At 76.6% G+C, this 26,879-nt stretch carries 20 protein-coding genes and 3 pseudogenes; 10 read left to right on the forward strand and 13 right to left on the reverse strand.

The features are described 5' to 3' along the window. Positions 1-11 precede the first annotated feature (11 nt). The 7 genes and pseudogenes from BLR33_RS04930 to BLR33_RS04960 form a co-directional block, all read right to left on the reverse strand. Positions 12-1,259, reverse strand: a complete 1,248-nt coding sequence (locus tag BLR33_RS04930) for a glycosyltransferase (protein ID WP_093783015.1) — start codon at positions 1,257-1,259, stop codon at positions 12-14. Beyond that, positions 1,256-2,038 (reverse strand): polysaccharide deacetylase family protein, encoded by a 783-nt coding sequence (locus BLR33_RS04935; protein WP_093783016.1) that lies wholly within the window; start codon positions 2,036-2,038, stop codon positions 1,256-1,258. Before BLR33_RS04935 ends, BLR33_RS04930 begins: the two co-directional genes overlap by 4 nt. Next, positions 2,035-3,537, reverse strand: a complete 1,503-nt coding sequence (locus tag BLR33_RS04940) for a lipid II flippase MurJ (protein WP_407639634.1) — start codon at positions 3,535-3,537, stop codon at positions 2,035-2,037. Before BLR33_RS04940 ends, BLR33_RS04935 begins: the two co-directional genes overlap by 4 nt. A gap of 1,340 nt (positions 3,538-4,877) precedes the next feature. Then, positions 4,878-5,027, reverse strand: a pseudogene (locus BLR33_RS37270) (O-antigen ligase family protein); the annotation flags it as partial. An 810-nt stretch (positions 5,028-5,837) separates the two neighbouring features. Beyond that, a pseudogene (locus tag BLR33_RS04950) lies at positions 5,838-7,013 on the reverse strand (O-antigen ligase family protein); the annotation flags it as partial. Continuing rightward, the gene (locus tag BLR33_RS04955; RefSeq protein WP_407639642.1) at positions 7,013-8,494 is read right to left on the reverse strand and encodes a sugar transferase; all 1,482 of its coding nucleotides are present in this window, start codon (positions 8,492-8,494) and stop codon (positions 7,013-7,015) included. The gene BLR33_RS04955 and the pseudogene BLR33_RS04950, both read right to left, overlap by 1 nt. 443 nt (positions 8,495-8,937) lie before the next feature. Then, on the reverse strand, positions 8,938-10,140 hold the full coding sequence (locus BLR33_RS04960) for a glycosyltransferase family 4 protein (RefSeq protein WP_093783019.1): 1,203 nt from the start codon (positions 10,138-10,140) through the stop codon (positions 8,938-8,940). Between the two features lie 481 nt (positions 10,141-10,621). Between BLR33_RS04960 and BLR33_RS04965 the strand changes: the two genes are divergently transcribed. From BLR33_RS04965 to cobM, 7 genes and pseudogenes are all read left to right on the forward strand, one after another. Further along, the gene (locus BLR33_RS04965; protein WP_093783020.1) at positions 10,622-11,032 is read left to right on the forward strand and encodes a rodlin; all 411 of its coding nucleotides are present in this window, start codon (positions 10,622-10,624) and stop codon (positions 11,030-11,032) included. Positions 11,033-11,447: 415 nt separating this feature from the next. Continuing rightward, a complete protein-coding gene (locus BLR33_RS04970; RefSeq protein ID WP_093783021.1) occupies positions 11,448-11,687 on the forward strand; it encodes a chaplin in 240 nt (79 codons plus the stop codon). A gap of 173 nt (positions 11,688-11,860) precedes the next feature. Beyond that, positions 11,861-12,310 (forward strand): chaplin, encoded by a 450-nt coding sequence (locus tag BLR33_RS36890; RefSeq protein ID WP_093783022.1) that lies wholly within the window; start codon positions 11,861-11,863, stop codon positions 12,308-12,310. A 173-nt stretch (positions 12,311-12,483) separates the two neighbouring features. Continuing rightward, positions 12,484-12,831: a hypothetical protein gene (locus tag BLR33_RS04980; RefSeq protein ID WP_093783023.1), complete on the forward strand. Its 348-nt coding sequence runs from the start codon at positions 12,484-12,486 to the stop codon at positions 12,829-12,831. A 131-nt stretch (positions 12,832-12,962) separates the two neighbouring features. After that, entirely contained in the window at positions 12,963-13,373 is a 411-nt protein-coding gene (locus tag BLR33_RS04985; protein ID WP_093783024.1) for a rodlin, read from the forward strand. A gap of 336 nt (positions 13,374-13,709) precedes the next feature. Next, positions 13,710-14,954: pseudogene (gene cbiE / locus BLR33_RS04990) on the forward strand (precorrin-6y C5,15-methyltransferase (decarboxylating) subunit CbiE); the annotation flags it as partial. Positions 14,955-15,280: 326 nt separating this feature from the next. Continuing rightward, entirely contained in the window at positions 15,281-16,024 is a 744-nt protein-coding gene (gene cobM / locus BLR33_RS04995) for a precorrin-4 C(11)-methyltransferase (RefSeq protein WP_093783026.1), read from the forward strand. A gap of 37 nt (positions 16,025-16,061) precedes the next feature. Here cobM and BLR33_RS05000 read toward each other — a convergent pair whose 3' ends face one another. Further along, a complete protein-coding gene (locus BLR33_RS05000) occupies positions 16,062-16,487 on the reverse strand; it encodes a hypothetical protein (RefSeq protein WP_093783027.1) in 426 nt (141 codons plus the stop codon). A gap of 76 nt (positions 16,488-16,563) precedes the next feature. Continuing rightward, positions 16,564-17,712 carry a cobalt-precorrin-5B (C(1))-methyltransferase gene (locus BLR33_RS05005; RefSeq protein ID WP_093783028.1) on the reverse strand — a complete coding sequence of 383 codons (1,149 nt, stop codon included), beginning with the start codon at positions 17,710-17,712 and terminating at the stop codon, positions 16,564-16,566. A 24-nt stretch (positions 17,713-17,736) separates the two neighbouring features. On the opposite strand from BLR33_RS05005, the gene BLR33_RS05010 reads away from it, so the two are divergent. After that, entirely contained in the window at positions 17,737-18,483 is a 747-nt protein-coding gene (locus BLR33_RS05010; protein ID WP_093783265.1) for a cobalt-precorrin-6A reductase, read from the forward strand. Positions 18,484-18,602: 119 nt separating this feature from the next. Here BLR33_RS05010 and BLR33_RS35845 read toward each other — a convergent pair whose 3' ends face one another. From BLR33_RS35845 to BLR33_RS05035, 4 genes are all read right to left on the reverse strand, one after another. Beyond that, positions 18,603-20,555 carry a precorrin-2 C(20)-methyltransferase gene (locus BLR33_RS35845; protein ID WP_245771207.1) on the reverse strand — a complete coding sequence of 651 codons (1,953 nt, stop codon included), beginning with the start codon at positions 20,553-20,555 and terminating at the stop codon, positions 18,603-18,605. Between the two features lie 62 nt (positions 20,556-20,617). Further along, entirely contained in the window at positions 20,618-21,244 is a 627-nt protein-coding gene (locus BLR33_RS05025) for a precorrin-8X methylmutase (protein ID WP_093783029.1), read from the reverse strand. 19 nt (positions 21,245-21,263) lie between these two features. Continuing rightward, on the reverse strand, positions 21,264-22,577 hold the full coding sequence (gene cobG / locus BLR33_RS05030) for a precorrin-3B synthase (RefSeq protein ID WP_245771160.1): 1,314 nt from the start codon (positions 22,575-22,577) through the stop codon (positions 21,264-21,266). A gap of 377 nt (positions 22,578-22,954) precedes the next feature. Then, positions 22,955-24,808, reverse strand: coding sequence for a SpoIIE family protein phosphatase (locus BLR33_RS05035; protein WP_093783031.1), 1,854 nt, complete (start codon positions 24,806-24,808; stop codon positions 22,955-22,957). Positions 24,809-25,116: 308 nt separating this feature from the next. Between BLR33_RS05035 and BLR33_RS05040 the strand changes: the two genes are divergently transcribed. Together BLR33_RS05040 and BLR33_RS05045 are read left to right on the forward strand one after the other, a co-directional pair. Then, the gene (locus BLR33_RS05040; RefSeq protein ID WP_093783032.1) at positions 25,117-26,202 is read left to right on the forward strand and encodes an S-(hydroxymethyl)mycothiol dehydrogenase; all 1,086 of its coding nucleotides are present in this window, start codon (positions 25,117-25,119) and stop codon (positions 26,200-26,202) included. After that, on the forward strand, positions 26,202-26,831 hold the full coding sequence (locus BLR33_RS05045; protein ID WP_093783033.1) for an MBL fold metallo-hydrolase: 630 nt from the start codon (positions 26,202-26,204) through the stop codon (positions 26,829-26,831). Before BLR33_RS05040 ends, BLR33_RS05045 begins: the two co-directional genes overlap by 1 nt. Positions 26,832-26,879 lie beyond the last annotated feature (48 nt).

Consider the following 26,879-nt stretch of genomic DNA (forward strand, 5'->3'; position numbering starts at 1 on the left):
CTTCCGGGCGGTCACTTCTGGGCCGGCGTGGCGGGGGTGTCCTCGGCGGCGGGGGCGGGGGCCTGCTGTGCCGCGGCCGGCGGCGCCGCGGCGGCTTCCTGGGCCGCGGGCGCCGCCGGGCCGGCCGGGCGCGGCACCGCGGCGGGCACGGGCGTACGGCGCCGGCGGAACAACCCGCCGCGGTGGTGCGCCTCCAGGTAGCGCGCCGTCACCAACTCGGCGGTGCGGGCGATGTGGTAGTGCTCGACGGCCTGCGGCGGGGGCAGCCGGCGCGGCCCGGCCAGGTGCTCCTCCCGTACGGCGGCGGCCAACTGGTCCGGCGCGACCTGCCGGGCGCCGGGCGCGGCCTCCGGCGGCAGGTCCTCCACCGCGGGGCAGGTCACGTAGCGCACCGGCAGCCCGGCGGCCAGCGCCTCCAGCGCGGCGAGCCCGAACGCCTCGTCCTCGGAGGCCGTGACGAACAGGTCCATGGCCGACAGCAGGTCCGGCACCCCGTGCACGGTGGGGTCGACCACCAGGGCGCGGTTCTGCAGGCCGAGGCTGTGCACCAGGCGCAGCAGCGGCACCCGCTCGATGCCGTCGCCGGCCAGCAGCAGGTGCGTGCCGGGATTGTCGGCGACCGCCCGCACCACCGCGTCGAACCGCTTGCCCGGCACCTGGCGCCCCACCCCGCCGACGACGTACGCGTCCTGCGGGATGCCGAGCCGGTCGCGGGTACGGGCCCGGGCCCCGGCGTCGAAGCGGAAGCGGCCGGGCTCGATCCCGTTGGGCACCAGGTGGATGCGGCGGGCCGGCACACCCCACTCGGCGAGCCGCCGGGCCACCGTGGCGGACACCGCGAAGGTGCCGTGCCCCAGCCGCTCGGTGGCCCGGTACAGCGCCCGGGTGCCCAGGGACAGCGGGCGCCCCTCGATGCTGCTTGCGCCCAGCGAGTGCTCGGTGGCCACGATGGTGCGCACGCCCGCCAGCCGCGCGGCGATCCGGCCGTAGACGCACGCCCGGTACAGGTGGGTGTGCACCACGTCGTACTCCCCGGCGCGGATCAGCGCGGTCAGCCGGGGCAGGGCGCCGATGTCGCGGTTGCCGGACATCCGCAGCGCGGTGACGGGCACCCCGTCGGCGCGGATCGCCTCGGCGAGCGGGCCGGGCTCGGTGAGGGTGACCACCGCGCTGCGGACGTCGCAGTGCCGTAGCAGCAGCCGCAGTTGCTGCTCGGCACCGCCGACATCGAGCCCGGTGATGATGTGCAGGACCTTCATGCGTCGCCTCCTTGGGGTACGGCGATCGGGTCGGCGAGGTCGCCGCCGCGCATGCGGTGGCGCAGGCGTTTGGCGTGCAGCCGCGGGGAGTTGTCGGCGTGGCCGACGTAGGTGCGGGGCAGGGCGTGGGTGCAGGCGAGCGGGCCGGGGTCCACCGCGCAGGCGTACCGGTAGCCGGCCCGGCGGGTGGCCCGCAGGGTGCGCCGGTCGAGGGCGCCGAAGGGGTGGCAGAAGCCGTCCGGCTCCACACCCGTGATCTCGGCCAGCAGGGCGCGGCTGCGGGTGAGTTCGAGGTCGAGTTCGACGTCGTCGAGCGTGGTCAGGTCGCGGTGGAGCATGCCGTGCGAGCCGACCTCCATGCCCGCCGAGCGGGCGGCGCGGATGTCGTCGGCGGTCAGCAGCGCCTTGCGCGGGCCGTCCGGGTCCCAGGAGTTGGTGCCGCCGAGCAGCCCGGGCAGCACGAACACCGTTGCCGTACAGCCGTGGTGGCGCAGCCGGGGCACCGCCTCGGTGAGGAAGTCGGCGTAGCCGTCGTCGAAGGTCAGCCCGACCAGCCCGGCGGCGCGGCCGCGGGCGCGGGCGGCGAGCAGCTCGCGCATGCTCACCCCGGTCAGGCCGTGCCGGGCGAGCCAGCGCAGCTGCCGGCCCAGCCGCTCGGGGTCGACCGTGACGAGATAGGGGTCACCGGCCCTGCGGTCGGCCACCGAGTGGTACATCAGCGCCCAGGGCGCGCGCCGGCCGGTGCGGGTGCCGCGGGGGGCGAGGAGGTCTGCGGTCATGGGCGGCCCTTCCGTGTGACGGTGGCGAGCAGGTGGGGGACTTCCGGCGCGCGCACGGCGAGGGCGGCGGCGATGAAGGCTGCTGGCACCGCCACCGCGCAGGCGGCCACCGCGAGCGCCGGGTCCGCCAGCCGCGCGGCCAGCGCCCAGCCGGCCGCCGTGGCCGCCAGCGCGGCGAGCACGCAACGGGCCAGCCCCGGCGCGACCGCGCGGGCCCGCACCGCGACCGAGCGGGTGCCCAGGCCGCGCAGCAGCAGGGCGGCGGTGAGCGTGATGCCGACCGCGTTGCCGGCCGCGATGCCGCAGGCGCCCAGCGGCCTGGCGGCGGCCGCGTCCAGCACCGCGGTGACCGCGAGCCCCGCGCCCATCGCCGCCGCCGGGTACCAGGTGGGGCGGGCCGCCGAGAAGTACGGCCGCACGAGGGCGCCCACCAGGCTCTGGCCCAGCAGCCCGAGGGCGTACACGCGCATCACCGCGGCCGTCGCCGCCGTGTCCCGCGCGGTGAACTCCCCCCGCTGGAAGAGGAACTGGACGATCTGCGGCGCGCACGCCACCACGTACGAGGCGCCGACCAGCACCACCAGGCAGGCCAGCGCCAGATCGCGCTCCACCCGGCGCCTGGCCTGCTCGCGGTCGCCCTCGGCGAGGGCACGGGAAAGGACCGGGAAGGTGACGGTCACGATCATCACCGACAGGGCCATCGGCAACTGGGCGACCTTCTCGGCGTAGTTGAGGTGCGAGATGGCGCCCGCGGGAAGGGGCGCGGCGAAGTACCGCTCGACCAGGACCTGCGCCTGGCGGCTGAGGGTGTAGACGACCACGGGCGCGAGCAGCGTCAGGGCAAGGGGGTTGGGGGCGACGCTCCCGGACGCTGCGCTGGCGGCCGCTGGCCTGGCAGTCAACAGCCGTGCGAACCCCGGGAGTTGGACCAGGATCATCAGCAGGCCGCCGAACGCCACCCCGGCCGCCGCCGCTTGCACCCCGAGCCGCCCGTGCAACGCGAACAGCACCGCCACGGTGCCGGTGTTGTACGCCACGTAGATCGCCGCGGGCGCGACGAAGCGGCGGTTCGCACGCAGGGCCGCGCTGAGGTAGCCGGCCGCGCCGAAGGACAGGACGGTGAGCGCGGTCAGCCGGGTGCAGGCCACGGCGTCGCCCGGGTCGGCGAGCCCGGGTGCCAGCACCCGTACGACGCAGGGCGCCCCGGCCGCCAGCGCCGCCGTCAGCACGCCGAGCAGCGCGAGCAGCCGCGGCAGGGTCCTGCGGACGAGCCCGCGCGGGCCCTGGGCGAGCACCGCGCTGAAGGCGGGCACCATCAGCAGCGCCATGGCGTCCTCGATCAGCACGGTGGCCGCCACCTCGGGCACGGTCCACGCCACGAGGAAGGCGTCGCTCTGCGCCCCGGCCCCGAACAGGTGGGCGATCCCCTGGTCCCTCACCAGCCCCAGCACCGAGCCCGCGGCGCTCAGCCCGGCGGTGACACCGGCGGCCCGCGCCATCCGCGAGGGCCCCGTCCCGCGGCGGCGCCCGGCCCGGACCGCGCGCGCGGGCGGCTCACAGGGCGCCGCGGCCGTATCGCCGGCCGCGGCCCACACATCGACCGCGGCGCGGTCCGCGACGGCAGCGGCGGCGTACCCGGGCTGCCCCGAGAGCGGTTCCTCGGCTGCGCCCCATGAGCGCTTTGTGGGTTGCGCCCCGGGCTCCCCAACGGCGGCGCTCCGGGACCGCGTTCCGGCGGGCGGAGGCCCTGCGGACGCCGCATTGACCGTGGGGACCGCGTACCCGGGCTGCCCCGACCGCGGTTTCCAGGCCGTTCCCCATGAGCGCTTTGCGGGCGGTTGCGCGACGACGCCCGCGCAGGGCTCCGTTGCGACCGCGTCCCCGTACCGCGCTCCGGCGGGCGAAGGCCCGGCGGCCCCCGCACCGGCCATCGGACCGACGGCGTTCCCGGCCGGCCCGTCCTGGGCGGCCCACACATCCTCGGCCACCGCGTCCCCGCTCATACGGTCCGGCGGCTCGGCTCGGTTCGCGACGCTGATGGCGTTCCCACATCTCGTGCGGGCGCGGCCCGGCCGCGCATCCGACAGAACGACCCGCACCCCGCCCGGCTGGGCCTGGGAGGGGGCTTGCAGGGACAGCAGTTGGCTGCGGTCGGCCGGCGGCGCCCATTCCGGGGTGGCGTGGAGCGCCAGTTGGTGGAGGGCGCGTGGGTCGGCATGGAGGAGGTCCCGCACCTCGCCCGGCGGTGTCTGTGCGGGCATTTGCCGTGGCGGTTCTTCGCTGCGGCCGGCCGATGGCGTGCGTTCCGGCGCTGGGTGGGGCGCCGGTTGGTGAGGGGTGGGCGGGTCGGCGGGGACGGCCCGGGCCCCGGCCGGCAGCGTCTGAACGAGGGCGTTCCAGGGCAGCGCTTGGTGGCGGCTGGCCGGTGGCGTCCGCTCTGGCACGGGGTGGGGTGCCGGTTCGCGGGGGGTGCGCGGGCCGGCAAGCAGGAGACCCCGTACTCCGTGCGGCTCTGCCTGCGACGGGGCTTGCAGGGACAGCAGTTGGCGGCGGCCGGCCGGCAGCGCCCATTCCGGGGTGGCGTGGAGGGTGCGCGGGGCGGCGGGGGCGGTTCCGGGCTGGTCGCTGAGGTTTTGTGACGGGGCGGGCCGGGGCGCCTCGCACGTTGTGGCGAGCGGCGCGACCTGCGACCGGGGGCGGGTCCGTGGTCCGAGGGGCGTGAGGCGGGGGCGGCGGAAAGGCCGCGTGAGGTACGTACGGCCCGGGCTGGTTCCGCCGCGCGTGCGGCCGCGCCCGGCCGGTGCCCCGGGCCGGGCTGACGCGAGTCGGCCCGCGGCCGTCACCGCGGGCCCTCCTCGGGCGAGTGCAGCGCCCACCAAGCGGCGAGCCCCAGCACGACAGCGGTCAACGGCGTGACAGGGCCCCCGATGTCGGCGTACAGGAAGTCCACGCACTGCCACAGCAGCAGCCCGACCGCGGCGAGCCCGGACCCGACCGATGCCGCACGGCCCCCGGCATGCCGCCACCCCGTGGGCGTACCAGTCGCCTGTCGTGCCACCTCGCCGTCGAGCGGCCGGGCGGCCGAAGCACCGGACCCGCCGACCGACGCCCATGCCGGGCCACCCTTTTCGGAGTGCGGACCGCCGAACGGCCCCGTGCCCCCTGCGAACTGCCCCGTGGCCGACACCCCGTCGAACGCCGCGGCCGCCTTCAGGTCCACGGACGGCACCCCATGAGGGCCCACCCCGGCGAACCACCCAAACGCGGAGCCCGGTTCGCGTCCTCGTCCCGCGAGCGGCCGTACCGGCAGCTCGCCTTCGGGCCGCGTACCGGGGAAACGGGCCACGGTGGCGTCCTGTTCGGGTGTGCTGCCGGCTGTCCGCCCGCCCCTGGGCTCCTGGGCGCCCAATCGCCGCGCCGCCGAGGCGGCCTCCTGCCCCCGGCCGGCGAACGGCCCTGCCGGTAGCTCGCCTTGGCGCCCCGGGCCCGCGAACGGCCCCGCTGGCAGTTCACCTTCGCGGCCCGGCTCCGCATACGGTTCCGCCGACAGTTCGCCGTGGTGCCCAAGATCCACGTACGGCCGTGTCGGAAGCTCGCCTTCGTGTCCCACGTCCCCGAACGACCGCCCCGACAGCTCACCTTCGTGCCCCGGGGCCACCAACCGGCCGCCGGAGGGCCCGACTTCAAGCCAACGGCCCGCGAGCCCTTCGCCCGCGCGCTCCGGCGTGCCCAACGGCCCCCGGGCGAAGCCCGCTTCGTGCTTCCGGGCCCAGGGCACGCCCACGCTCCCCTTGACCGCTGCTCGCTTCGCCGTTCGCAGGCGGCCCGCTCCTGCCGCGAGCAGGCACGCCCAGGAACCCGTGAGCAGGGCGCAGCCCACCAGGCCCTGTTCGGACAGGGCCAGCAGGTACATGTTGTGCGGGGAGAGGAGGGGTTCGCGGGTGAAGTGGCCCGCCGCGCTGTCGGTGTCGCTGGCCGAGTCCAGGGCGAGGGAGGCGTGGGAGTCGCGTTCGTCGGGGAAGCGCTTGAGGCCGACGCCCGTGGCCGGATGCTCGCGCCACATCGAGACGGCGGCCGACCAGAGGGTGTAGCGGTCGGTGACCGAGGGGTCGGGGGCGCTGGTGACCTGGGTGATGCTGGCGAGGCGCTCGCTCAGCATGCCCGAACCCGCGCCGAGGCCGCCCACCAGCACCACACCGCAGGCCGCGGCGACGGCCAGCACCCGTACGGCCTGGCGGCGGCCGGCGAGCAGGGTGAGCACCAGCAGCACGGCCGCCGTCGCGATCCAGGTGCCGCGGCTGAAGGAGACCGTGAGCGGTACGAGCAGCGCCAGCGCGCACCCCGCCGCCGTCAGCCGCGGCGCCCGGCGCCCGGGCGCGAGCGCGTACCCGGCGGCGATCACCAGGCCGTACGCGACGACCGTGGCCATGCCCATGATGTCCGAGGGCCCGAACGTGCCGACCGCCCGCACGTCGCGGCCCTGGTACGAGGCGCCGGTCGCGGTCGCGTACTGCCAGGTGCCGACCGCGCCCTGGACGAGGGCGAGGACCACCACCGCGCCCGCCACCACCGTGAAGTCCCGCCGGTCCCGGAGCAGCAGGACGAGCGCGGCGGGTACCAGGACGAACACCTGGGCGTAGCGGACGAAGCCGGTGACCGAGGCGCCGGGGTCGGGCGAGGCGATCGCGGCCACCGCGAAGCCGGCCAGCGGCGCCCCGAGCACGGCGGCGGCCGTGCGGCTCAGCGGCCTGCGCCGCTCCCGCAGCAGCAGCACCGCGCAGGTCAGCACCATGACGGCCGAGGCCGCGTCGGCGGGGGTGACCTTGCCGGAGGTGCTGACGTCGCCGGGCGCCACCGGCAGCGCCAGCAGCGCCACCGTGGCGAGCGCGGGCAGCAGGCGGGCGTACGGCAGGAGCGGCGCGAGGAGGCGGGCGCCCGGGCCGGTGCGCCACGCGGGGCTCGATGTCAGGGCCATCAGCTGCCGCCGAACCGGAAGAAGGAGCCGGCGGTGCGCAGGATGATCGCCACGTCCTGCCACAGCGACCAGGAGTCGATGTAGTGGTTGTCGAAGCGGGCCCGGTCCGCGATGGAGGTGTCGCCGCGCAGGCCGTGCACCTGGGCCAGCCCGGTGATCCCGGCGGGCATCCGGTGCCGGTCCGCGTAGCCCTCGTGCTCGGCGCTGAACTGCCGGACGAAGTGCGGGCGTTCGGGCCGCGGCCCGACCAGGCTCATGTCGCCGCGGAGCACGTTCCACAGCTGCGGCAGCTCATCCAGCGAGGTGCGGCGCAGCAGCCGGCCGGCCGGGCTCATCCGGTGGTCGTCGGCGATGTTCCAGCGGGTGGCGGACTCCTTCTCGTCGCGCGGCCGCAGGGTGCGGAACTTCAGCAGGGTGAACGGCCGTCCGCCGAGCCCGATCCGCTCCTGCCGGAACAGCACCCCGGGTCCGTCGGCCAGCCGGACGGCCAGCGCGCAGGCCGCCAGCACGGGGGCGAGCGCGAGCAGGGCGGCGCCGGCGAGCGCGATGTCCAGGGCGCGCTTGCCGCGTGCGGGCGCGGCGGTGACAGGCCGGTACGCGTACGCCCACAGGTGCTGCGGCCCGCTCTCGCGGGCGGCGGGCTCGACCCGCCACAGCCGCCCGCCCTGCCCGGCGAGCAGCCCGGCCAGGGTCCGGGCGCCGGGCAGCGGCGGCCCGACGAACAGCACGTGCCGGGCGCCGTGGCGGGCGGCGGCCCGCACCACCGCCTCGGGCTCCTCGCAGCCGGCCACGCCGAGCGGCACCAGCCCGTACTCGGGGCGGGCCCGCAGCGCCTCGGCGACCTGCCGGACGGTGGGGGCGCGGCCGACGAGCAGCGCCGGTTCGGGATCCCGGCGGGCGGCCCCCCGGTGCAGGCGGTGGACGAGCCCGCGCAGCGCGACGGCGGCGAGCACGGTGAGCGTGGTGCCGCCGAGCAGGTCGAACCAGCCGAGCGCGCGGCCGGGCGCCCCCGCGGCGAGCGCGGCCGCCGCGCAGCCCCAGGCGAGCACCGTGCCGAGCACGATCGAGGGCACCTCGTCCAGCACGGCGGGCGCGAGCACCGGGCGGTAGAGCCCGGCCCGGCGGAAGGCCCCCGCGAGCACAGCGCCCAGGACGCCCGGCAGCACCGCGCTCTCGTGCGGTCCGACGAGGCCGAGCCCGACGAGCAGCGCGGCCCCGTCGGCGAGCGCGGGCCCCAAAGCCCCCTTGAGCAGCCGGGACACGACCCGCCGCGAGCCCGCTTTCCGCCGCGCCCCGGACGCCGTGCGCAGCCCGCCCCGCCCGGCGGCAGGCGCGGGAAGAACGGCCCGCAGCGGCCCCGCGGGGACGGCCCCGGCGGAGGCCCCGTGCGCGGCGGCAGGCGCGGTGGCCGTGCGCTGAAGCGCGTCGGGGAGGGCGGAGGGGGGCTCCGTGAGGTGGTTCGCGGTCGGATCGGCCCGCAGGTGCGCGGCGCCGGTGGTGCCCGCAGGGTCGGCTCCGCGTTGGCGGTCCGGCCAGGTGCCCGGCGGCTCCGCGCGGTGGTCGGGGGGCAGCCCGGCCCGCAGATGTGGCGCAGCCGCGGAAGCGGCGGCCGCGTGCTGACGCGTCTCAGGGAGGGCGCCGGGCGGTTCCGTGAGGTAGCCGTCTGCAGTGGTGGCCGCCGCGCCCGTCGCGCGGTGGCGCGGGTCCGGGAGAGCGGTCGGGGGGTCCGTGCGGTGGTCGGGGGGTGGGGCTGGGCGGTCGAGTCGGGTCGCGCTCGCCTGGCCGACCTGCAGCGCGCCGTGGTGGGTGTCCTCGCGCCGTACGGCCGGGGGCGTGCGGCCGTCCCCAGGGCCGCGGTCGGCGGGGGCGCGGCCGTACGCCGTACGGGGGCCGGCGGGGCCGTCGGGGGGCGTCGGGGTGCGGGTCATCGGGCGGATGCCTCGCGGGCGGGGCGGGGGATCAGCGCGGTGTAGAGGGCGCCGACCGCTCTGGTGGTGGCGTCCAGGTCGTGGTGGGCGCGGACGTACCGCAGCGCGCGCAGCCCGGTGCCGGCCCGGCGGGCGGGGTCGGCGAGGTGGTGCACGAGGGCGGCCGCGAGGGCGCCCGCGTCGTCCGGGGGGACCACGCAGTTCTCGGCGTCGTCGGGCGGGATGCTCTCGCGGGCGCCGGCCACGTCGGTGACCACGACCGGCCGCGCGCACGCCATCGCCTCCAGCGGGGCCAGCGCCATGCCCTCCCAGCGCGAGGGCAGTACCACCAGGTCGGCGGCCTGGTACCAGGGCACCGTGTCGGCGCAGGGACCGGCGAAGACCACGCCCCGCGGCGCTTCCCGGCGCAGCCGTGCCAGGTCGGGCCCGTCGCCGACGAGGGCGAGCCGGGCCGCGGGCACCCGCGCGGTCACCTGCGGCCAGGCGCGCAGCAGCACGTCCTGGCCCTTCTGCCGGCACAGCCGCCCGACACACACCACGAGGGGAGCGCCCGCGCCGAGCGGGTCGAGGCCGGTCAGCGCGCCGTCCCCGGCGATGGCGGGCAGGGCCGCCCGGATGGCCGTACGGTGCCGGGAGGTGGGGCGGAAGCGCACGGTGTCCACGCCGTTGGGCACCACCGCCCACCCGGCCCGCACCCCGTGCCGTTCCCCCGAGTCGCGCTCGGCGGCGCTCACGCACAGCACCTTGTGCGCCCAGCGGGCCGCGCCGCGCTCCCAGCGGACGGCGGCGCGGAACAGCGGGCCGGTCGCCGCCTCGTAGGACCAGGCATGCGGCTGGAAGACGGTGGGCACCCGGCCGCGCACCGCCAGCCGCCCGGCCAGGCCCGCCTTGGCGCTGTGCAGGTGGAGCAGGTCGGGGCGGACGGCGCGGACGGCGCGGGCGGCCGCGCGCACCTCGTACGGCAGGGTGGGGCCGGGGGCACGGCGGGCGGGCCAGGGCAGCACCTCGGCGCCGCAGCCGGCCGCCGCCGGGCCGAGGGGGCCGCGGGGCGGGCAGGCCACGACGACGCGAGCGCCCTGCCGCACCTGGGCGCGCACCAGGTCGGTGACGACGCGGGCGACACCTCCGTCCACGGGCTGGGCGACATGCAGCACCGTCACCCCGCCGAGCCCTTCCTCGCCGTACTGGTCTTGCGGCATCGCGCGCCGTTCCCTCTCTCCAGGCTCTCCAGGGCTCTCGGTCACGACCCGGTGGCCCACCGCGGAGCAGCCGCCGATCGATGCCGATCGACGCGGATCGACATGCGTCGACAACCGTCGACTTGCGTCAGCAGCGGAACAACGGTGATCAACAGGTCGCGTGCACTCAACGAATACGAAGCCGGTCAGGTAATCCCCTTGAATCCTCAATGCACGGTCGCAGACGGGGTCGGCGAAATCACGGACGACGCGCGGCACTTCGCCCCGCGGGGCTGAGCTGCACTTTCTTATGACCATCGGACGTGTGAGGTTGACGGCACGTCAACGCAGCGCAGAGCAGGTTCACTCCTGTGCGCAAGTTCGGTCGCCGCGGGCCCGGTGGAGGTATCCATTCGGGTGAAGGGTCATTACCAAGCGGGCGTCACGCTGTTGATCAGACCGGCCCTGGTACCGGGGCTACGTCTCTCCAGAAGGACCCACCGTGTTCAAGAAGATCCTCGCCACGGCCGCCGTCGCCGCCTCCTTCGCGGGCGTCACCGCGGCGGTCGCCCCCGGCGCGATGGCCATCGGCGACTCCCAGGGGACCACGACCGCCAACGGCAACGGCTCCGAGCAGAACTACGGCAACACCTACACCAGCGGTGTGATGAGCCCGTCGTTCGCGCTGATCCAGGGCTCGCTCAACAAGCCCTGCATCGCCCTGCCGGCGAAGGCGAACCTCGGCTCGCTGGTCGGCGTCGTGCCGATCACCGTCCAGGACCTCAACGTGCTCACCTCGCCGCAGAACCAGCAGTGCACCGAGAACAGCACGCAGACCCAGGGCGACGAGCCGCTGTCGCACATCCTGGACAACATCCCGCTGCTGTCCGGCAACGGTGCGGGCAACCACTGAGCCCCAGGGGCACCCGAATCCCCACCGCGGCACGGCACGTCCACCGCGCTCCGGCCCCGGCCGCCCGACGACCCGTCGGCGGACCGGGGCCGCCGCGTTCCCCGGACCCGGCCGCTGCCGTTTTCCGCCGCTTTTCCCGAGCGCCCGCGGCCGCGGGAAAGCGAGGGCAGGACACCGCCCGAATTCGGCCCCGCCCAGCGCCATTCGGGTGGCGGCCACCCGGTTTTCCGCGGCTTTTCCCGTCCATTCGGGTGGATCGGGCGAACGGTGGCGACCGGAGGGTTTCCTCGGGTCGGGGCATCTCGTTGTGCCGGTCGGCAGCGGTGTGCACGGGCGCGGATTCAGCCCCGCGTCCCGGACCGCCACGAAAGCCGTGGCGGAAGCACGACGCCGTTTCCGGAAAAGGAGTTCCACCGTGAAGTACACGAAGGTCGCGGCTGTCGCCGCCGGCACCCTGATGGCCGCCGGTGCCGCCGTTCCCGCGTTCGCCAGCTCCGGCGCCGGCGCCGTGGCCGCCGGGTCCCCCGGTGTGCTGTCGGGCAACGTCATCCAGGTCCCGGTGCACGTTCCGGTCAACCTGTGCGGCAACACCGTCGACATCATCGCGCTGCTGAACCCCACGTTCGGCAACACGTGCGTCAACGCCGACAACTGACGTCGGTCTGAGGGCGCCTTCGGGCGCCCGTCCCCCCCGCCCGCCCCGGAGCGCTCATCGACGCGCACCGGGGCGGTGCGTCCACCAGGTCCCGCGGCGCCGCCGCGCGGCCCGGCGCAGCGATGCACGACCCGATGCGCAAAAGCACGCGGAAAGAACGCGGAAAGAAACTGATGCGACAGATCCTGAGCCGGAGCCTGCTCACCGTCGCTGCCACCGGCAGCGTCCTGGCAGCGACGGGAGGGTGGGCACACGCGGATTCCGGCGCGGACGGCACCGCGCAGGGCTCGCCCGGCCTGCTGTCGGGCAACAGCGTCCAGGTGCCGGTCGAGGCGCCGGTCAACGCGTGCGGCAACACCGCCGACGTGGTGGGCGCCCTGAACCCGGCGTTCGGCAACTCCTGCGCGAACACCGCGCCGGCGCCCGCCGCACCGTCGACACCCCCGCCCACGCACCACGCCCCGCCGCCGCACATCCTGCCGGCCCCGCTCCCGTCCCAGGCGCCGCCCCCGCCCCGCATGGCGGAGACCGGGCTCGACGGGCACGCGGCCGGGGGCGCCGCCGCGGCCGGGTCGGCACTGCTGCTCGGCGGCGCCGTGCTCTACCGGCGGGCCCGCGGCTGACGCGGCGGCGGGCGGAAAGCGGCTGATACGAGGAATACGCCGGTCGTCGTCCCGTACGGGTGATTGTCCTGCCTGTGCCCCTACCAGTGGCGTTCCGCACGTTTCCGTCGTTCCGCCCGGTCGTTGTGCCCGGTGTCGGAACCCCGGCGCCCGGCTGAAGGAAAGGGTGGCAAGTGAAGTACTCGAAGGTGGCGGCAGTGCTGGCCGGCTCGGTGATGGCGGCCGGAATGGCCGCACCGGCCTTTGCCGAGGACGCCGGCACACCGCCCGTCTCGGTCGACAACATGTCGACGATGCCCACCAGCATCAATGGCGGGGTGGACCAGGCGCTCAACGAGCAGCCGCTGCAGAAGGTCGCCGACAGCACCCACGTGCAGTCGGCCCTGGACACCGTGCAGAGCACGCTGCAGGGCCCGGTCGGCTCCGCCCTCAGCGGCGCCGTGCCCGGCGCCTCCCTGCTCGGCGGGCTCCCGTTGGGCGCGCTGCCGCTCAACGGGCTGCCGCTGAACGGGCTCGGCTGAGCCCCGGCGTCATCGCCGCCGGCCGTACTCCCCCGTCGGGGTGAAAGGCCGGAACCAAACCCCGTCGGAGCGGTTGATCAGATCGCTCAGACCACCAGAACCGTGCACCAAGCACCAAATAAGGGACAACAATGATCAAGAAGATGCTCGCCGGTGCTGCTCTCGCCGCGTCGGTTGCCGCTGTCGGTGCCGTCGCTGCCCCGCAGGCCATGGCCATCGGCAACGACGAGGGCACCACCACGGTGAACGGCAACGGCGCCGAGCAGGCGTTCGGCAACACCGTCACGGGCGGCACGCAGAGCCCGCAGATCGGCCTGGTCCAGGGCACCCTGAACAAGCCGTGCCTCGGCATCCCGGTCAAGGCCAACGTCGGCTCGCTGGTCGGCCTCGTGCCGATCACGGTCCAGGACATCAACGTCCTGACCTCGCCGCAGAACCAGCAGTGCACCGAGAACAGCACCCAGGCCCAGGGCGACGAGCCGCTGTCGCACATCCTGAGCAACATCCCGGTCCTGTCGGGGAACGGCGTGGCGAACCACTGATCGGCTGATCACCGCACGTTCACCGCGTTTCCTCAGCGGGCCGCCGGCCTTCCCCCCCTCGCCGGCGGCCCGCTGCCGCGTCCGCGCACCCGCGAACCGGCCCCGCGGCGCCGCCCCAGCCGACGCCGGCATCGCGCCGCGCCGCTCGGGCCCGGCCACGAACCGCCGCCGCTCGGCAGCCTCGCGCCCGCCTCCACCTCCTCCGGGCCCGCTCCCCCCGCCCCCCACCTGCGCGGAGCGCCCCCCTCGCGGGCAGCCGCCCCCCGCCGTCCCAGTAGAGTGCGGTGCCGGGCCCGAGCCGCGGCCCCTCCCGCCAGGACCACGAGGTACGCGCACGTGACGGACGACCGCGCCCCCGGCCCGGCTGCCGTCACCCTCGTCGGGATCGGCGCCGACGGCTGGGCCGGACTCGCCGAAGGCGCCCGCGCGGCCCTGCTCGCCGCCGACGCCGTCCTCGGCGCCCGCCGCCAACTGGACCTGCTCCCCGCGCACTGCGCGGCCGACCGCGTCCCCTGGCCCTCCCCGCTGCGCCCCGCCGTCGCCGGCGTGCTCGCCGCCCACGCCGGGCGCCGCCTCGCCGTCCTCGCCAGCGGCGACCCCTTCTTCCACGGCATCGGCCGCGCCCTGGCCGAGGAGCTGGGCGCCGCCGCCCTCGACGTCCTGCCGCACCCCTCCTCCGTCTCCTACGCCTGCGCCCGGCTCGGCTGGCCGCTGGAGGACACCGAGGTCGTCTCCCTCGTCGGCCGCCCGGCCGCCCGCCTGGCCGCCGCCCTGCACCACGGCCGCCGGCTGCTCGTGCTCAGCGCCGGCGCCGCCACCCCCGCCGAGGTCGCCGGCGTCCTGCGCGAGCGCGGCTTCGGGCCCAGCCGCATGCGCCTGCTCGAACAGCTCGGCGGTCCGCGGGAGTCGGCCGCCACCGAGGGCACCGCGGACAGCTGGGACCGCCCGGCGGGCGACCCGCTGAACATCGTCGCCGTGGAGTGCCGCCGCTCCCCCGGCGCGCTGCGGCTCGGCGCCGTCCCCGGGCTGCCCGACGACGCCTACGCGCACGACGGCCAACTCACCAAGCGCCACGTGCGGGCCGCGACCCTGGCCGCCCTCGCCCCCGCCCCCGGCGAACTGCTGTGGGACGTCGGCGGCGGCGCGGGCTCGATCGCGATCGAGTGGATGCGTACCCACCCCTCCTGCCGCGCCGTCGCCGTCGAACGCGACCCGGTGCGGGCGGAGCGGATCGCCGCCAACGCGCGGCGGCTCGGCGTGCCCGGCCTGCGGGTCGTCACCGGCTCCGCGCCGGACGCGCTGGCCGGACTGCCCGCGCCCGACGCGGTGTTCGTCGGCGGCGGCCTGACCGCCCCCGGCCTGCTGGACACCTGCTGGCACGCGCTGCCGCCGGGCGGCCGGATCGTCGCCAACACGGTCACCCTGGAGTCCGAGGCACTGCTGGCGTCCTGGCGTGCCCGCCACGGCGGCGACCTCGTCCGCCTCTCCGTCGCCCACGCGGCCCCGGTCGGCGGCTTCACCGGCTGGCGCCAGGCGATGCCCGTCACCCAGTGGTCGGCGACAAGGCCGTACGACGAGCCGCCGGGCGCGACGGGCACGCAAGCCGCCCCGGGCGCGGAGGCCGCGGGGAGCACAGAGGGCCCGGCGGATAAGGAAGGCACGTCGGGCCGCCAGGATTCCGGCAGTTCGGCGGATGTGGAGCCTACGGGTGGCGCCGAGGGCCCGGCGGGTACGTCCGGCGCGCCGGGTTCCCCCAACGTCGAGGGCGCGGCGGGCAGCGCCAACGGTACGGACGGCGTAGCGGGTACGGAAGGCACGTCGGGTTCCCGGCACACCGGCGGCTCGGCCGGTACGGAAAGCGCGGTGGGTGCCGATCGCGCGCAGGGCGCGGGGAGTTCGGAGGGCGCATGACCGTCTACTTCATCGGCGCCGGGCCCGGCGCCGCCGACCTGGTCACCGTGCGCGGGGCGCGGCTGCTCGCCCGCTGCCGGGTCTGCCTGTACGCGGGCAGCCTGGTGCCGCGCGACCTGCTCGCCGAGTGCCCGCCGGACGCCGAACTCCTCGACACCGCCCGCCTCGACCTCGACCAGATCACCGCGGCCCTGGTGCGGGCGCACCACGCGGGCCACGACGTGGCGCGGCTGCACTCCGGCGACCCGTCGGTCTTCTCGGCTGTCGCCGAGCAGATGCGGCGCCTGGACGCCGAGGGCGTGCCCTACGAGGTGGTGCCCGGCGTGCCCGCCTTCGCCGCCGCGGCCGCCGCGCTCGGCCGCGAACTGACCGTCCCCGCAGTAGGCCAGACCGTCGTGCTCACCCGGATCGCCCAGCGGGCCACCCCGATGCCGCCCGGCGAGGACCTGCCCACCCTCGCCCGCAGCGGCGCCCTGCTGGTGCTGCACCTGGCCGCCGGCTACGTGGACCGCGTCGTCGAGGAACTGCTGCCGCACTACGGTCCGCAGTGCCCGGCCGCCGTCGTCGCCTACGCCAGCCGCCCCGAGGAAGTAGTGCTGCGCGGCACCCTCGCCGACATCGCCCCGCAGGTGCACGCGGCCGGGATCCGCCGCACCGCGGTCATCCTCGTGGGCCGCACCCTGGCCGCCGAGGTCTTCCCCGACAGCCACCTGTACTCCACGGCCCGCTCCCGCGACTGAGCGCGGGCAGCGGGCCGTGACGCCGCTGCGGGCGCTGTCAGTTGAGCGGGGCCGGGGCCGGGGTGCCGTAGAAGGTGAGGGCGGGCCAGCCGCGGGACTGGGCGTACTCCGACAGCGCGGTGGCGATGTCGAGCGGAGTGAGGGTGTACGCCGGGGGCTCCTCGACGGTCGTCACGGAGAAGGTGAGCGTCAGGTCGCCGGGGTCTTCGCCGCCGGGGAAGTCCTGTGTGGCGTGGGCGGTGAACTGCGTGCCGGGCGGGAAGTCCGTCGTCGTGGTGCCGGCCTGCTCGGCGTGCGCCTCTCGGCTGCGCCTGCCGGTCGCCTGCCGGTCGCCTGCCTGGGCCCTACGGTCGGTGCTCTGCGGTATGTCGGCCGCCTGCGCCGGGCCCGCGCCCGCCACGAGCGCGCCCGCCGCCGCGGTGCCGGTAAAGCCGAGTACCGCCCGCCTGGACATGCTGGACATGAAGGCTCCCCCCTCCGGGACGTACCGGCGCGCGATCTGCCCACCGAGATCGAACTCCCGCGAGTCCAGGAGGGTTTCACCCCGCCCGGACGGGAATGCCCGACTCCGGATCACTGCGGCCGACCACCGCGCCCGCCCGGTCCACGCACAGCACGTCCACCGCGACCGGGGAGCCGCGCAGCACACTCCTGGCCTGGTCCCGGGCGGCCACGGCGACCTGGTCGCCGAGCGGGACCCCTGCCGCGAGGGCCAGCTGGAGGGCGCCCAGCGCGGTGGTGCCCGCCGTGATGCCCGCGGCCAGCTCCTCGTCGCCGCCGGCCGCGCGGGCGAGACCGGCGAGATGCGCGAGGTCCACCTGGGAGCGGGCCGAGTGCAGGTCGAGGTGGCCCGCGGCGAGCTTGGACAGCTTGGCGAAGCCGCCGCACAGCGTCAGCCGCGGCACCGGGTGGCGCCGTACGTACTTCAGCACCGCGCCCGCGAAGTCCCCCATGTCCAGCAGCGCGTCCTGCGGCAGGCCGTACACCGCGGCCGCCGTGCGCTCGGAGGTGGCGCCGGTGCAGCCGGCCAGGTGGGTGCGCCCGGCGGCCCGGGCCACGTCCACCCCGCGGCGGATGGAGTCGATCCACGCCGAGCAGGAGTACGGGACCACGATGCCGGTGGTGCCCAGGATCGACAGCCCGCCGAGGATGCCCAGCCGGGGGTTCCACGTGGAACGTGCCAGCTCCTCCCCGCGGTCCACGCCGACCGTGATCTCCACGTCGCCCGCCGCCCCGAACCGCGCCGCCACCGCGGCGATGTGCTCGCGCATCATCCGCCGCGGCACGGGGTTGATCGCCGGCTCGCCGACCGCCAGCGGCAGCCCCGCCCGCGTCACCGTGCCGACCCCGGGCCCGGCCCGGAACACCACCCCTGCGCCCGCGGGCAGCAGCCGTACGGTGGCCCGCACCAGGGCGCCGTGGGTGACATCGGGGTCGTCGCCCGCGTCCTTGACCACGCCCGCGGTCGCGCTGCCGCCCGCCAGTTCCTCGACGGCCAGCGCGAAGGCCGGCGTCCGGCCGCCGGGCAGCGTGATCGTCACCGGGTCGGGGAAGTCGCCGCCGAGCAGGGCGGTGTAGGCGGCGGTGGCGGCCGCGGTGGCGCAGGCGCCGGTGGTCCAGCCCGGCCGCAGGCCGGTGTGCTTGAGTTGGGCGCTGCGGCCGCCTTCGACGCGGCCCGGCTCGCTCATGGGAGGACCACCACCGTCATGCCGCTGCACCTGCTGATCCTGGGCGGCACCACCGAGGCCCGCGAACTCGCCGGGCGGCTGGCCGCCGAACTGCCCGCGGTCCGCGTGACCAGCTCGCTGGCCGGCCGGGTCGCCGCCCCGCGGCTGCCGCACGGCGAGGTGCGGATCGGCGGGTTCGGTGGGCCGGACGGCATGGCCGACTGGCTGCGGGACCACGCGGTGGACGCGCTCATCGACGCCACACACCCTTTCGCCGGGACGATCAGCCGGAACGCGGCCCTGGCGGCCGCCCACGCCCATGTTCCCCTGCTCGCCCTGCGCCGTCCCGGCTGGGTGCCGGTCGAGGGCGACCGCTGGCACCCGGTGGACTCCCTGGCCGCGGCCGCCGCCCTCCTCCCGGACCTCGGCCGCCGTGTCTTCCTGACCACCGGACGGACCGGCATCGCCGCCTTCGCCGGTCTCGACGACCTGTGGTTCCTGCTCCGCTCGGTCGACCCGCCGCAGCCGCCGGCCCCCCGCCGCCTGCGGGTGCTGCTCGACCGCGGCCCCTTCACCCTCGACGGCGAGCGGGCCCTGCTGCGCGCCCACGCGATCGACGTCCTGGTCACCAAGGACAGCGGCGGCCCGGCCACCGCCCCGAAGCTGGCCGCCGCCCGCGAGGCGGCCGTCCCCGTCGTCGTGGTCCGCCGCCCCCCGCCCCCGGACGGCGTGCCGACGGTTCCGGACGTGGCCGCGGCCCTGGCGTGGGTCCGGGAGCGGGCGGCCGGCTGAACACCCGCTGTCCAGCCCGGCGTCGTACGAGGTCCCGGCAGCCGTCCTTCCCGAGCCCCCGCGTACGGGGCTCGGGCGCGGTGGGCCGCCGGATGAGGGGCCCCGCGCGGCCCCTCTTCCTACGCCGGGGTGGACGGTTCGGGGTAGCGGCGGGGGGTCCACACGACCTCGTCGCCGCCGGGGCGCAGGACCGCGCGGGTCTGCGAGGAGCCGACGATGAGCAGGGTGCGCATGTCCACCTCGGCGGGCTCCAGGTCGGCGAGCCGCACCGTGCGCACCCGCTCGTCCGGGCCGCCGACGTCACGGGCCACCACCACGGGGGTGTCCGGGGCGCGGTGCTCCAGCAGCAGCTCGCGGGCCTTGGCGACCTGCCAGGTGCGGCTGCGGGAGCCGGGGTTGTAGAGAGCGAGCACCAGGTCGGCGGCCGCGGCCGCGCGCAGCCGTCCGGCGATGACCTCCCACGGCTTGAGCCGGTCCGACAGCGAGAGGGTCGCGTAGTCGTGCCCGAGGGGGGCGCCCGCGCGGGCCGCGGCGGCGTTGGCCGCGGTCACCCCGGGCAGCACACGCACGGGCACGTCCGCGTATCGCGGCTCGCAGGCCGCCTCCAGTACGGCGGTCGCCATCGCGAAGACGCCAGGGTCGCCGCCGGACACCACGGCCACCCGCCGCCCGCGCCGGGCGAGTTCGAGCGCGAACTCCGCACGCTCGGCCTCCACCCGGTTGTCACTGCGGTGCCGCCGCTGCCCCGGCCGCACCGGCACCCGGTCCAGGTACGTCGCGTACCCCACCAGATCCTCGGCCCCGGCCAGCGCCCCCCGCGACTCGGGCGTCAGCCACAACGGCCCGGCAGGCCCGGTCCCCACGACGACGACCTCGCCGAGTTCCGCGCCGCCCCCGGGGGTTTCCGCACCACTCGCCACCGGGCGAGCCGCCTCGGGCCGTCCGGACACGGCACCGCCGGTCACCGGCGCTACGGGCGTGCCCTGCCCGCCAGCGCCGGGCGGCGTGCCGTCCGCGCGTTCGCCCGGCACCGGGCCGGGTGTCGCCGCGGGTACCGGCGCGGTCCGGCCGCCCGCGTCGGGCAGCGTGGCCGCGGCGGCCCGGCCGCCGGGCACGGTGTCGGCCGGCGCCTGCTCCTCGGCCCCAAGGGCCCGTCCCGCCGCTGCGGTTCGCCCGGCGGGCAGGGTGCCGTCCGCGGGCTGCTGGCCACGCGGGGCGGACTCGGCCGCCGCGGACCCTACGGACAGGACGTCCGCCGCCTGGGCGGCGGCGACGGCGCCCGCCGACGCGGGCCGCCCGCTCGGTCCGGCTTCCTGCGCCGCATCCGGCGCCTCGCCGTCCGGCGCGGGCGGCTGCTCCGTGTCCCCGTGGGCCGGCTGTCCGGCCGTCGGCTGCGGCACGATCCGGCCCGCCCGGCCCGGGACGACCGCCACCGCGAAGTACGGCACCGAGTCGGCGGCCACCTCGGACAGGTCGGCCGTGCGCTCGCCCGGCATCGTGGCGCGTTCGACGTAGTGCGCTTCGGCGAGGCGGCCGGTGCGCTCCAGGGCGCGGCGGACCGCGGGGAACGTGCGGCCGAGCTTCATCACGACCGCCGCGTCGGTGGCGGCGAGCCGCGCGGCCAGCTCCTCCTCGGGGAGGGTGCCGGGCAGCACCGTGAGCACCTCGCCGCCCTCGGCGAGCGGGGTGCCCAGGCGGGCGGCGGCTGCGGCCATCGACGTCACCCCGGGCACGACCTCGGTCGGGTACCGGTGGGCGAGCCGCTTGTGCATGTGCATGTAGGAGCCGTAGAAGAGCGGGTCGCCCTCGGCGAGGACGGCGACGCTGCGCCCGGCGTCCAAGTGCGCGGCCAGCCGCTCGGCGGCCTCCTCGTAGAAGGCGTCCATCGCGCCCCGGTAGCCGCCCGGGTGGTCGGTGGACTCCGTCGTCACCGGGTAGACCAGCGGCTCCTCGATGTGGTCGGCGCGGATGTGGCGGGCCGCGATCGCCCGCGCGATGGACCGCCCGTGCCGCGCGCTGTGGTAGGCCACCACGTCGGCCGCGGCGATCGCCTCCACCGCCCGCAGCGTCATCAGCGAGGGGTCGCCGGGGCCGAGCCCGACCCCGTACAGCCGTGCCGTGCCCGTCACGCCGCTCACTCCTCCTCGCTGGCGATGGCGTTGAGCGCGGCCGCGGCCATGGCGCTGCCGCCGCGCCGGCCGCGGACCACCAGGTGCTCCAGGCCCGAAGGGTGCGCGGCCAGCGCGTCCTTGGACTCCGCGGCGCCGACGAAGCCGACCGGCACGCCGATCACCGCCGCCGGCCGGGGCGCGCCCGCCTCGATCAGCTCCAGCAGCCGGAACAGGGCGGTGGGCGCGTTGCCGATCGCGACCACCGCGCCCTCCAGCCGGTCCGCCCACAGGTCGAGGGCGGCGGCGCTGCGGGTGGTGCCGAGCGCCTTCGCGCGGTCCGGCACCGAGGGGTCGGCGAGCGTGCACACCACCTCGTTGCCCGCCGGCAGCCGGCGGCGGGTGACGCCGCTGGCGACCATGGCGGCGTCGCACAGGATCGGCGCGCCCGCGAGGAGCGCGGCCCGGGCCGCGGCCACCACGCCGGGGGTGTACCGCAGGTCCGCGACGAGGTCGACCATCCCGCAGGCGTGGATCATCCGGACCGCCACGCGGCTCACGTCGGCGGGCAGGTCCGCGAGGTCCGCCTCGGCGCGGATGGTGGCAAAGGACCGCCGGTAGATGGCCGCGCCGTCCTTCTCGTACTCGAACACTGTGCTCCCGCTCTTCTGCTCACCCGTTCAGCGCGCCGCGGCGCGCCGCCGCCACGGTGGCGGCGAGTTCCGGTCCCCCCGACCGTACGCTGCCGTGCACCCGGCCCTGCCGGACGAGGTCCACGCGGTAGCCGCCGGGCTCCGCGACGACGTCCACCCGCTCGCCGCCGCGGGGGCGGCCGCAGCCGCGGGCGCAGCCGGACCAGTGGACGGGGAGCAGGGCCGTCGCAGGACCGGCGGGGGCCGCGCGGGTCACGGGGGCCGCGGGGGCCACGGGCAGGGTCGCGCGCGCGTCGGCGCGCACATCGGCGTGGGACTTCGCGCAGCCGGGGCGGCCCGTGCAGGCGGTGACGCCCAACCAGGGCGAGTCCGCGGCGGTGGCGAGCCCGGTCGCCGCGAGGGCGGCCAGCTCGGCTCGGGCCCGGTCGGCCGGTACCGAGGGGACGATGACGCCGCGCCAGGGGGTCAGCCGCAGCTCGCGGGCGGGGGTGCGCTCGGCCAAGGAGGTCAGCGCGTGCCACTGGGCCGGGGTGAGGCGGCCGAGGGGGGCGAGGACGCAGAGGGCGGTGGTGGGGCCGGTGGGGATCGGGCCGGGCGGGGGTGGGGGTGCGGTTTGTGAAGGGGGCTCGGTGGTGGGCGCGTTGAGCCGGTGGGCGAGGTCGGTGGAGAGGGCCGCGCCCGCGTCCGGGAGGTCCTTGACGCGCCAGGCGGCGGTGGGCGCGGCCGCCCGCAGGAAGGTCTCGGCGGCGAGGAGGGCCGCGGGTGCCGCTTGGGCGGCGGATATCCGCAAGGGGGCGCGGCGGCCGAGTACGAGCAGGGCGCCGCCGTCGGGGATAGCGCGCAGCGTGATGTCGGGGGCGAGCGCGGCCACGTCGCCGCGGCCGTCGTCCAGCGCGAACAGGAACCGTCCGGAAAGAGCGGCGGCCTCCTTGCTCGCGCACAGCAGGGTGTCCAACTCCCGCAGCCAAGGCCGCACATCGGCGTACCCGTTGCCGTCCAGGCCGGTGAGCGGTGAGGCCACGACGTTCCGTACGCGCTCGTGCGTGCGCGAGGGCAGCAGGTCCGCTGCCGCGAGCCGCCGCTCCAACTCGGCCGCGCACGTGGGTGCGAGGCCGCGCAGCTGGACGTTTCCCCGTGACGTCAGGTGGAGTTCGCCGTCCCCCAGCGCTTGTGCGGCGGCTCCCAGCGCGGCCGCCTGCGCGGCTCCCACGAACCCGCCGGGCACCCGCACCCTCGCGAGCGCCCCGTCATCGGCCGCGTGCAGCCGCAGGGCGCCCGGACAAGCGTCGCCCTCCGGGGGGTGCGGGGGGCCCACCACCTGCTCCTTGACCATGCAGCCGAGCATACGGCCGCCGCACGTACGGTCCCCTCGCCGCAAGGGTTCCCTTACGGTGCCGGGTTCCGCGTGCGCGCTACGGGGGCGGCTTCTCGCCGTTGGGGTTCGCCGCCGTTGCCGCGTGCAGGGCTCCTCTGGCCGGTCGCGCAGTTCCTCCCCAGAGCTTCGCCTGGGGGTACCCCCAGCACCCCTGGGTGGTACGGGGCTCGCTGTGCGCGCGAAGGGCAAGGTTTTTCAGGGGCGCGGGGAACTGCGCGGGAGGAGGCCACCGGCCTTTGGACGGCAGACAATCCCGTGGGGCAGACGGGAACCCGAAAGGGGCGCGGGGAACTGCGCGACCAGCCATCGGACGGCGGATGGTCCCGGGACCCGGGTCAGGGGGCACCCCGGGGGGAACCCCTCAAGCTCAGCGCAAGGGAAGCCCAGACGATCTTGCCCGAAGGGGTGTACCGCGTGCCCCAGTGGTCGGCGAGCTGGGCGACCAGGAAGAGGCCGCGGCCCCCCTCGTCGGTGGTCGCGGCGTACCGCAGGTGCGGCGCGGTGCTGCTCGCGTCGGAGACCTCGCAGACCAGGGAGCGGTCGCACAGGAGCCGCACGTCGATCGGCCCGGAGGCGTACCGGATCGCGTTGGTGACCAGCTCGCTGAGGATCAGCTCCGTGGTGAAGGCCAGCTCCTCCAGGTGCCAGTCGGCGAGCTGCCGGTTGGCCGCCTCCCGCACGGTCGCGACCGCCGCCGGGTCGGCCGGCGCCTGCCAGTGGGCGACGCGGTCCGCGGGCAGCCCCCGGGTACGGGCCACCAGCAGCGCGATGTCGTCCTTCGGCACCTGCGGCAGCATCGCGGCGACCGCCGCCTCGCAGATCTCGTCCGGGCCGCGCCCGGGCCCGCCGATCGCGGTCAGCAGCAGGTCGAGCCCGACGTCGATGTCCCGGGTGCGGTCCTCCACCAGCCCGTCGGTGTAGAGCACGAGGCTGCTGCCCTCGGGCAGTTCGCGCTCCACCGACTCGTACGGCAGGCTGCCGAGCCCGAGCGGCGGCCCGGCGGGCACGTCGAGCAGTTCGGTGCCGCCGTCGGGGTGCACCAGGCCCGGCGGCAGGTGCCCGGCCCTGGCCACCTGGCAGCTGCGCGCGACCGGGTCGTAGATCGCGTACAGGCAGGTCGCCCCGGCGATCGGCGCGGCCCCGCCGGTCGCGGCCTCGTCGGCGTCGATCCGGCCGACCAGCTCCGACAGGTGCGCCAGCAGCTCCTCGGGCGGCAGGTCCAGCATCGAGAAGTTGTGCACGGCGGTGCGCAGCCGCCCCATGGTGGCCGCCGCGTGCATGCCGTGCCCGACGACGTCGCCGACGACGAGGGCGACCCGCGCCCCGGGCAGCGGCACCACGTCGAACCAGTCGCCGCCGACCCCCGCCGACGCGGGCAGGTAGCGGTAGGCGACGTCGAGCGCGTCCTGCTCGGGCAGGCCGTGCGGCAGCAGGCTGCGCTGGAGGTTGACGGCCATCTCCTGGGAGCCGGTGATCGCCGCGTCCAGCTGCTCCTGCGTGGTGTAGCGGGGGTCGAAGACGCCGGTGGTGCGGCCGACCCGCAGCACCGCGATCTCGTCGCAGACCGCCCGCACTTCGTCCATCTCGTGGCTGATCAGCAGCACCCCGAGCTGCCGCTCGCGCAGCCGCTGCACCAGCTCCAGCACCTGGGCGACCTGGCGCGGGCCGAGCGCGGCGGTGGGCTCGTCCAGGATCACCAGCTCGGGTTCGCCGATCAGCGCGCGGGCGATGGCCACGGCCTGCCGCTGGGCGCCCGACAGCGAGGCGACCGGCGCGCGCAGGCTCGGGATGCCCACCGCCAGCTCCTCCAGGAGCACGCGGGAGCGCTTCTCCATCTCCACCGAGTCGATCATCCCGAAGCGGCGCAGCGGCCGGCCCAGGTAGAGGTTGTCGACGGTGTCGAGGTTGTCGCACAGCGAGAGGTTCTGGTGGACGGTGGCGATGCCGAGCCGCTGGGCGTCGCGCGGCCGGCGGATGTCGACCCGGCGGCCCTTCCACTCGATGGTGCCGCTGTCCGGCCGGTGCACCCCGGCGATGGTGTTCGCCAGCGTGGACTTGCCCGCGCCATTGCTGCCGATCAGCCCGACCGCCTCGCCGGCGCCGATCGACAGGGCCACGTCGCTGAGCGCCTGGACCGCCCCGAACCGCTTGGAGATGCCGTGCACGGCCAGCAGCGGGCTGTCCGCCATGGGGGCCACCTCCTGCCATCGGTGCACTGTCGGTTACCGAGTCTGCCTGGCGGACCGCCCGATCGCAGCGTGGACGGCGAAGAAAGCCGTCCGCCCCGGATACTGGACCGGTTCGGGGCCGTCCTCCAAGGTGGGAGCGGCACGAAACACGGCGGCAACGCGGGAGCGGGGGTCCCGCAGCAGGCAGACGGAACGCAGCCGGAACGCGGACGGCATGCAGCCGGGATGCGAAGGCATGCGGATGGCACACGGTCGGCACGCGGCCGGACACGGACAGCACGCAGACGGCAGGGAAGAGGTCAGGGTCTATGGCGCAGCAGGTCTCCGGGGTGGTCGCCCGCGGCAAGGGCCGGCCGGTGGGCATCGAGACGATCGTCGTCCCCGACCCCGGGCCGGGCGAGGCGGTGGTGCGGGTCCAGGCGTGCGGGGTGTGCCACACCGACCTGCACTACCGCGAGGGCGGGATCACCGACGACTTCCCGTTCCTGCTCGGTCACGAGGCCGCGGGCGTGGTGGAGTCCGTCGGCGAGGGCGTCACCGAGGTGGCGCCGGGCGACTTCGTCGTCCTCAACTGGCGTGCGGTGTGCGGCCAGTGCCGGGCCTGCCGGCGCGGCCGCCCCTGGTACTGCTTCGCCACCCACAACGCGGCCCGGAAGATGACGCTCGCCGACGGCACCGAGCTGACCGCGGCGCTGGGCATCGGCGCCTTCGCGGAGAAGACGCTGGTGGCCGCCGGGCAGTGCACCAAGGTGGACCCGGCGGCCTCGCCCGCCGCGGCCGGCCTGCTGGGCTGCGGGGTGATGGCGGGCCTGGGCGCCGCGCTGAACACCGGCTCGGTGGGCCGCGGCGACTCGGTGGCCGTGATCGGCTGCGGCGGGGTCGGCAACGCGGCCGTGCTCGGCGCCCGCCTGGCCGGCGCGGCCCGGATCATCGCCGTGGACGTCGACGAGCGCAAGCTCGCCACCGCCCGGCAGCTCGGCGCCACCCACACCGTGGACGCGCGGGCCGGCGACCCGGTGGCGGCGGTCCGCGAGCTGACCGGCGGCTTCGGCGCCGACGTGGTGATCGAGGCGGTCGGCCGCCCGGAGACCTACGAGCAGGCGTTCTACGCCCGCGACCTGGCCGGCACGGTGGTGCTGGTCGGGGTGCCCACCCCCGAGATGCGCCTGGAGCTGCCGCTGCTGGACGTCTTCAGCCGCGGCGGCGCCCTGAAGTCCTCCTGGTACGGCGACTGCCTGCCCTCGCGCGACTTCCCGATGCTCATCGACCTCTACCTGCAGGGCCGCCTGGACCTGGACGCCTTCGTCAGCGAGACCATCCCGCTCACCGACGTCGAGGAGGCGTTCGGCCGGATGACCCGCGGCGAGGTGCTGCGCTCGGTGGTGGAGTTCTGATGGGCGCCCGGGTCGAACTCCTGGTCACCTCGGGCACCTTCTCGCTCGACGGCGGCACCTGGGACGTGGACAACAACGTGTGGATCGTCGGCGACGACCAGGAGGCCGTGGTCGTGGACGCCGCCCACGACGCCGACGCGATCGAGCAGGCACTGGCCGGCCGCCGGCTGCGGGCGATCGTCGCCACCCACGCGCACGACGACCACGTGGGCGCCGCGCCCGCGCTGGCCGACGCCACCGGGGCGCCGGTGCTGCTGCACCCGGCCGACACCGAGCTGTGGCGGCTCACCCACCCCGACCGGGCGCCCGACGGCGAACTGGCCGACGGGCTGGCGATCGAGGTGGCCGGCGAGACGCTGACCGTGCTGCACACCCCCGGCCACACCCCGGGCGCGGTCAGCCTGCACGCGCCCGGCCTGGGCTCGGTCTTCACCGGCGACACCCTGTTCGCCGGCGGCCCGGGCGCCACCGGCCGCTCCTTCAGCGACTTCCCGACGATCGTCGCCTCGATCCGTGACCGGCTGCTCACCCTGCCGCCGCGGACCGTGGTGCGCACCGGGCACGGCGAGACCACCACGATCGGCGCGGAGGCGCCGCACCTGGAGGAATGGATCGCCCGCGGCCACTGACTCCTCGCGCGGCCGCGGGCGATCGGCAGGGATCGGAGAGGGGAGCCG

Source organism: Actinacidiphila guanduensis, assembly GCF_900103985.1.
GTDB classification, from domain to species: domain Bacteria; phylum Actinomycetota; class Actinomycetes; order Streptomycetales; family Streptomycetaceae; genus Actinacidiphila; species Actinacidiphila guanduensis.

Coding starts and splice junctions, on each gene's coding strand:
- BLR33_RS04930 (WP_093783015.1), bottom strand. CDS start 1,259: ATGAAGGTCCTGCACATCATCACCGGGCTCGATGTCGGCGGTGCCGAG.
- BLR33_RS04935 (WP_093783016.1), bottom strand. CDS start 2,038: ATGACCGCAGACCTCCTCGCCCCCCGCGGCACCCGCACCGGCCGGCGC.
- BLR33_RS04940 (WP_407639634.1), bottom strand. CDS start 3,537: ATGGCGCGGGCCGCCGGTGTCACCGCCGGGCTGAGCGCCGCGGGCTCG.
- BLR33_RS04960 (WP_093783019.1), bottom strand. CDS start 10,140: ATGCCGCAAGACCAGTACGGCGAGGAAGGGCTCGGCGGGGTGACGGTG.
- BLR33_RS36890 (WP_093783022.1), top strand. CDS start 11,861: ATGCGACAGATCCTGAGCCGGAGCCTGCTCACCGTCGCTGCCACCGGC.
- BLR33_RS04985 (WP_093783024.1), top strand. CDS start 12,963: ATGATCAAGAAGATGCTCGCCGGTGCTGCTCTCGCCGCGTCGGTTGCC.
- cobM (WP_093783026.1), top strand. CDS start 15,281: ATGACCGTCTACTTCATCGGCGCCGGGCCCGGCGCCGCCGACCTGGTC.
- BLR33_RS05000 (WP_093783027.1), bottom strand. CDS start 16,487: ATGTCCAGCATGTCCAGGCGGGCGGTACTCGGCTTTACCGGCACCGCG.
- BLR33_RS05005 (WP_093783028.1), bottom strand. CDS start 17,712: ATGAGCGAGCCGGGCCGCGTCGAAGGCGGCCGCAGCGCCCAACTCAAG.
- BLR33_RS35845 (WP_245771207.1), bottom strand. CDS start 20,555: ATGACGCTGCGGGCGGTGGAGGCGATCGCCGCGGCCGACGTGGTGGCC.
- cobG (WP_245771160.1), bottom strand. CDS start 22,577: ATGGTCAAGGAGCAGGTGGTGGGCCCCCCGCACCCCCCGGAGGGCGAC.
- BLR33_RS05035 (WP_093783031.1), bottom strand. CDS start 24,808: ATGGCGGACAGCCCGCTGCTGGCCGTGCACGGCATCTCCAAGCGGTTC.
- BLR33_RS05040 (WP_093783032.1), top strand. CDS start 25,117: ATGGCGCAGCAGGTCTCCGGGGTGGTCGCCCGCGGCAAGGGCCGGCCG.
- BLR33_RS05045 (WP_093783033.1), top strand. CDS start 26,202: ATGGGCGCCCGGGTCGAACTCCTGGTCACCTCGGGCACCTTCTCGCTC.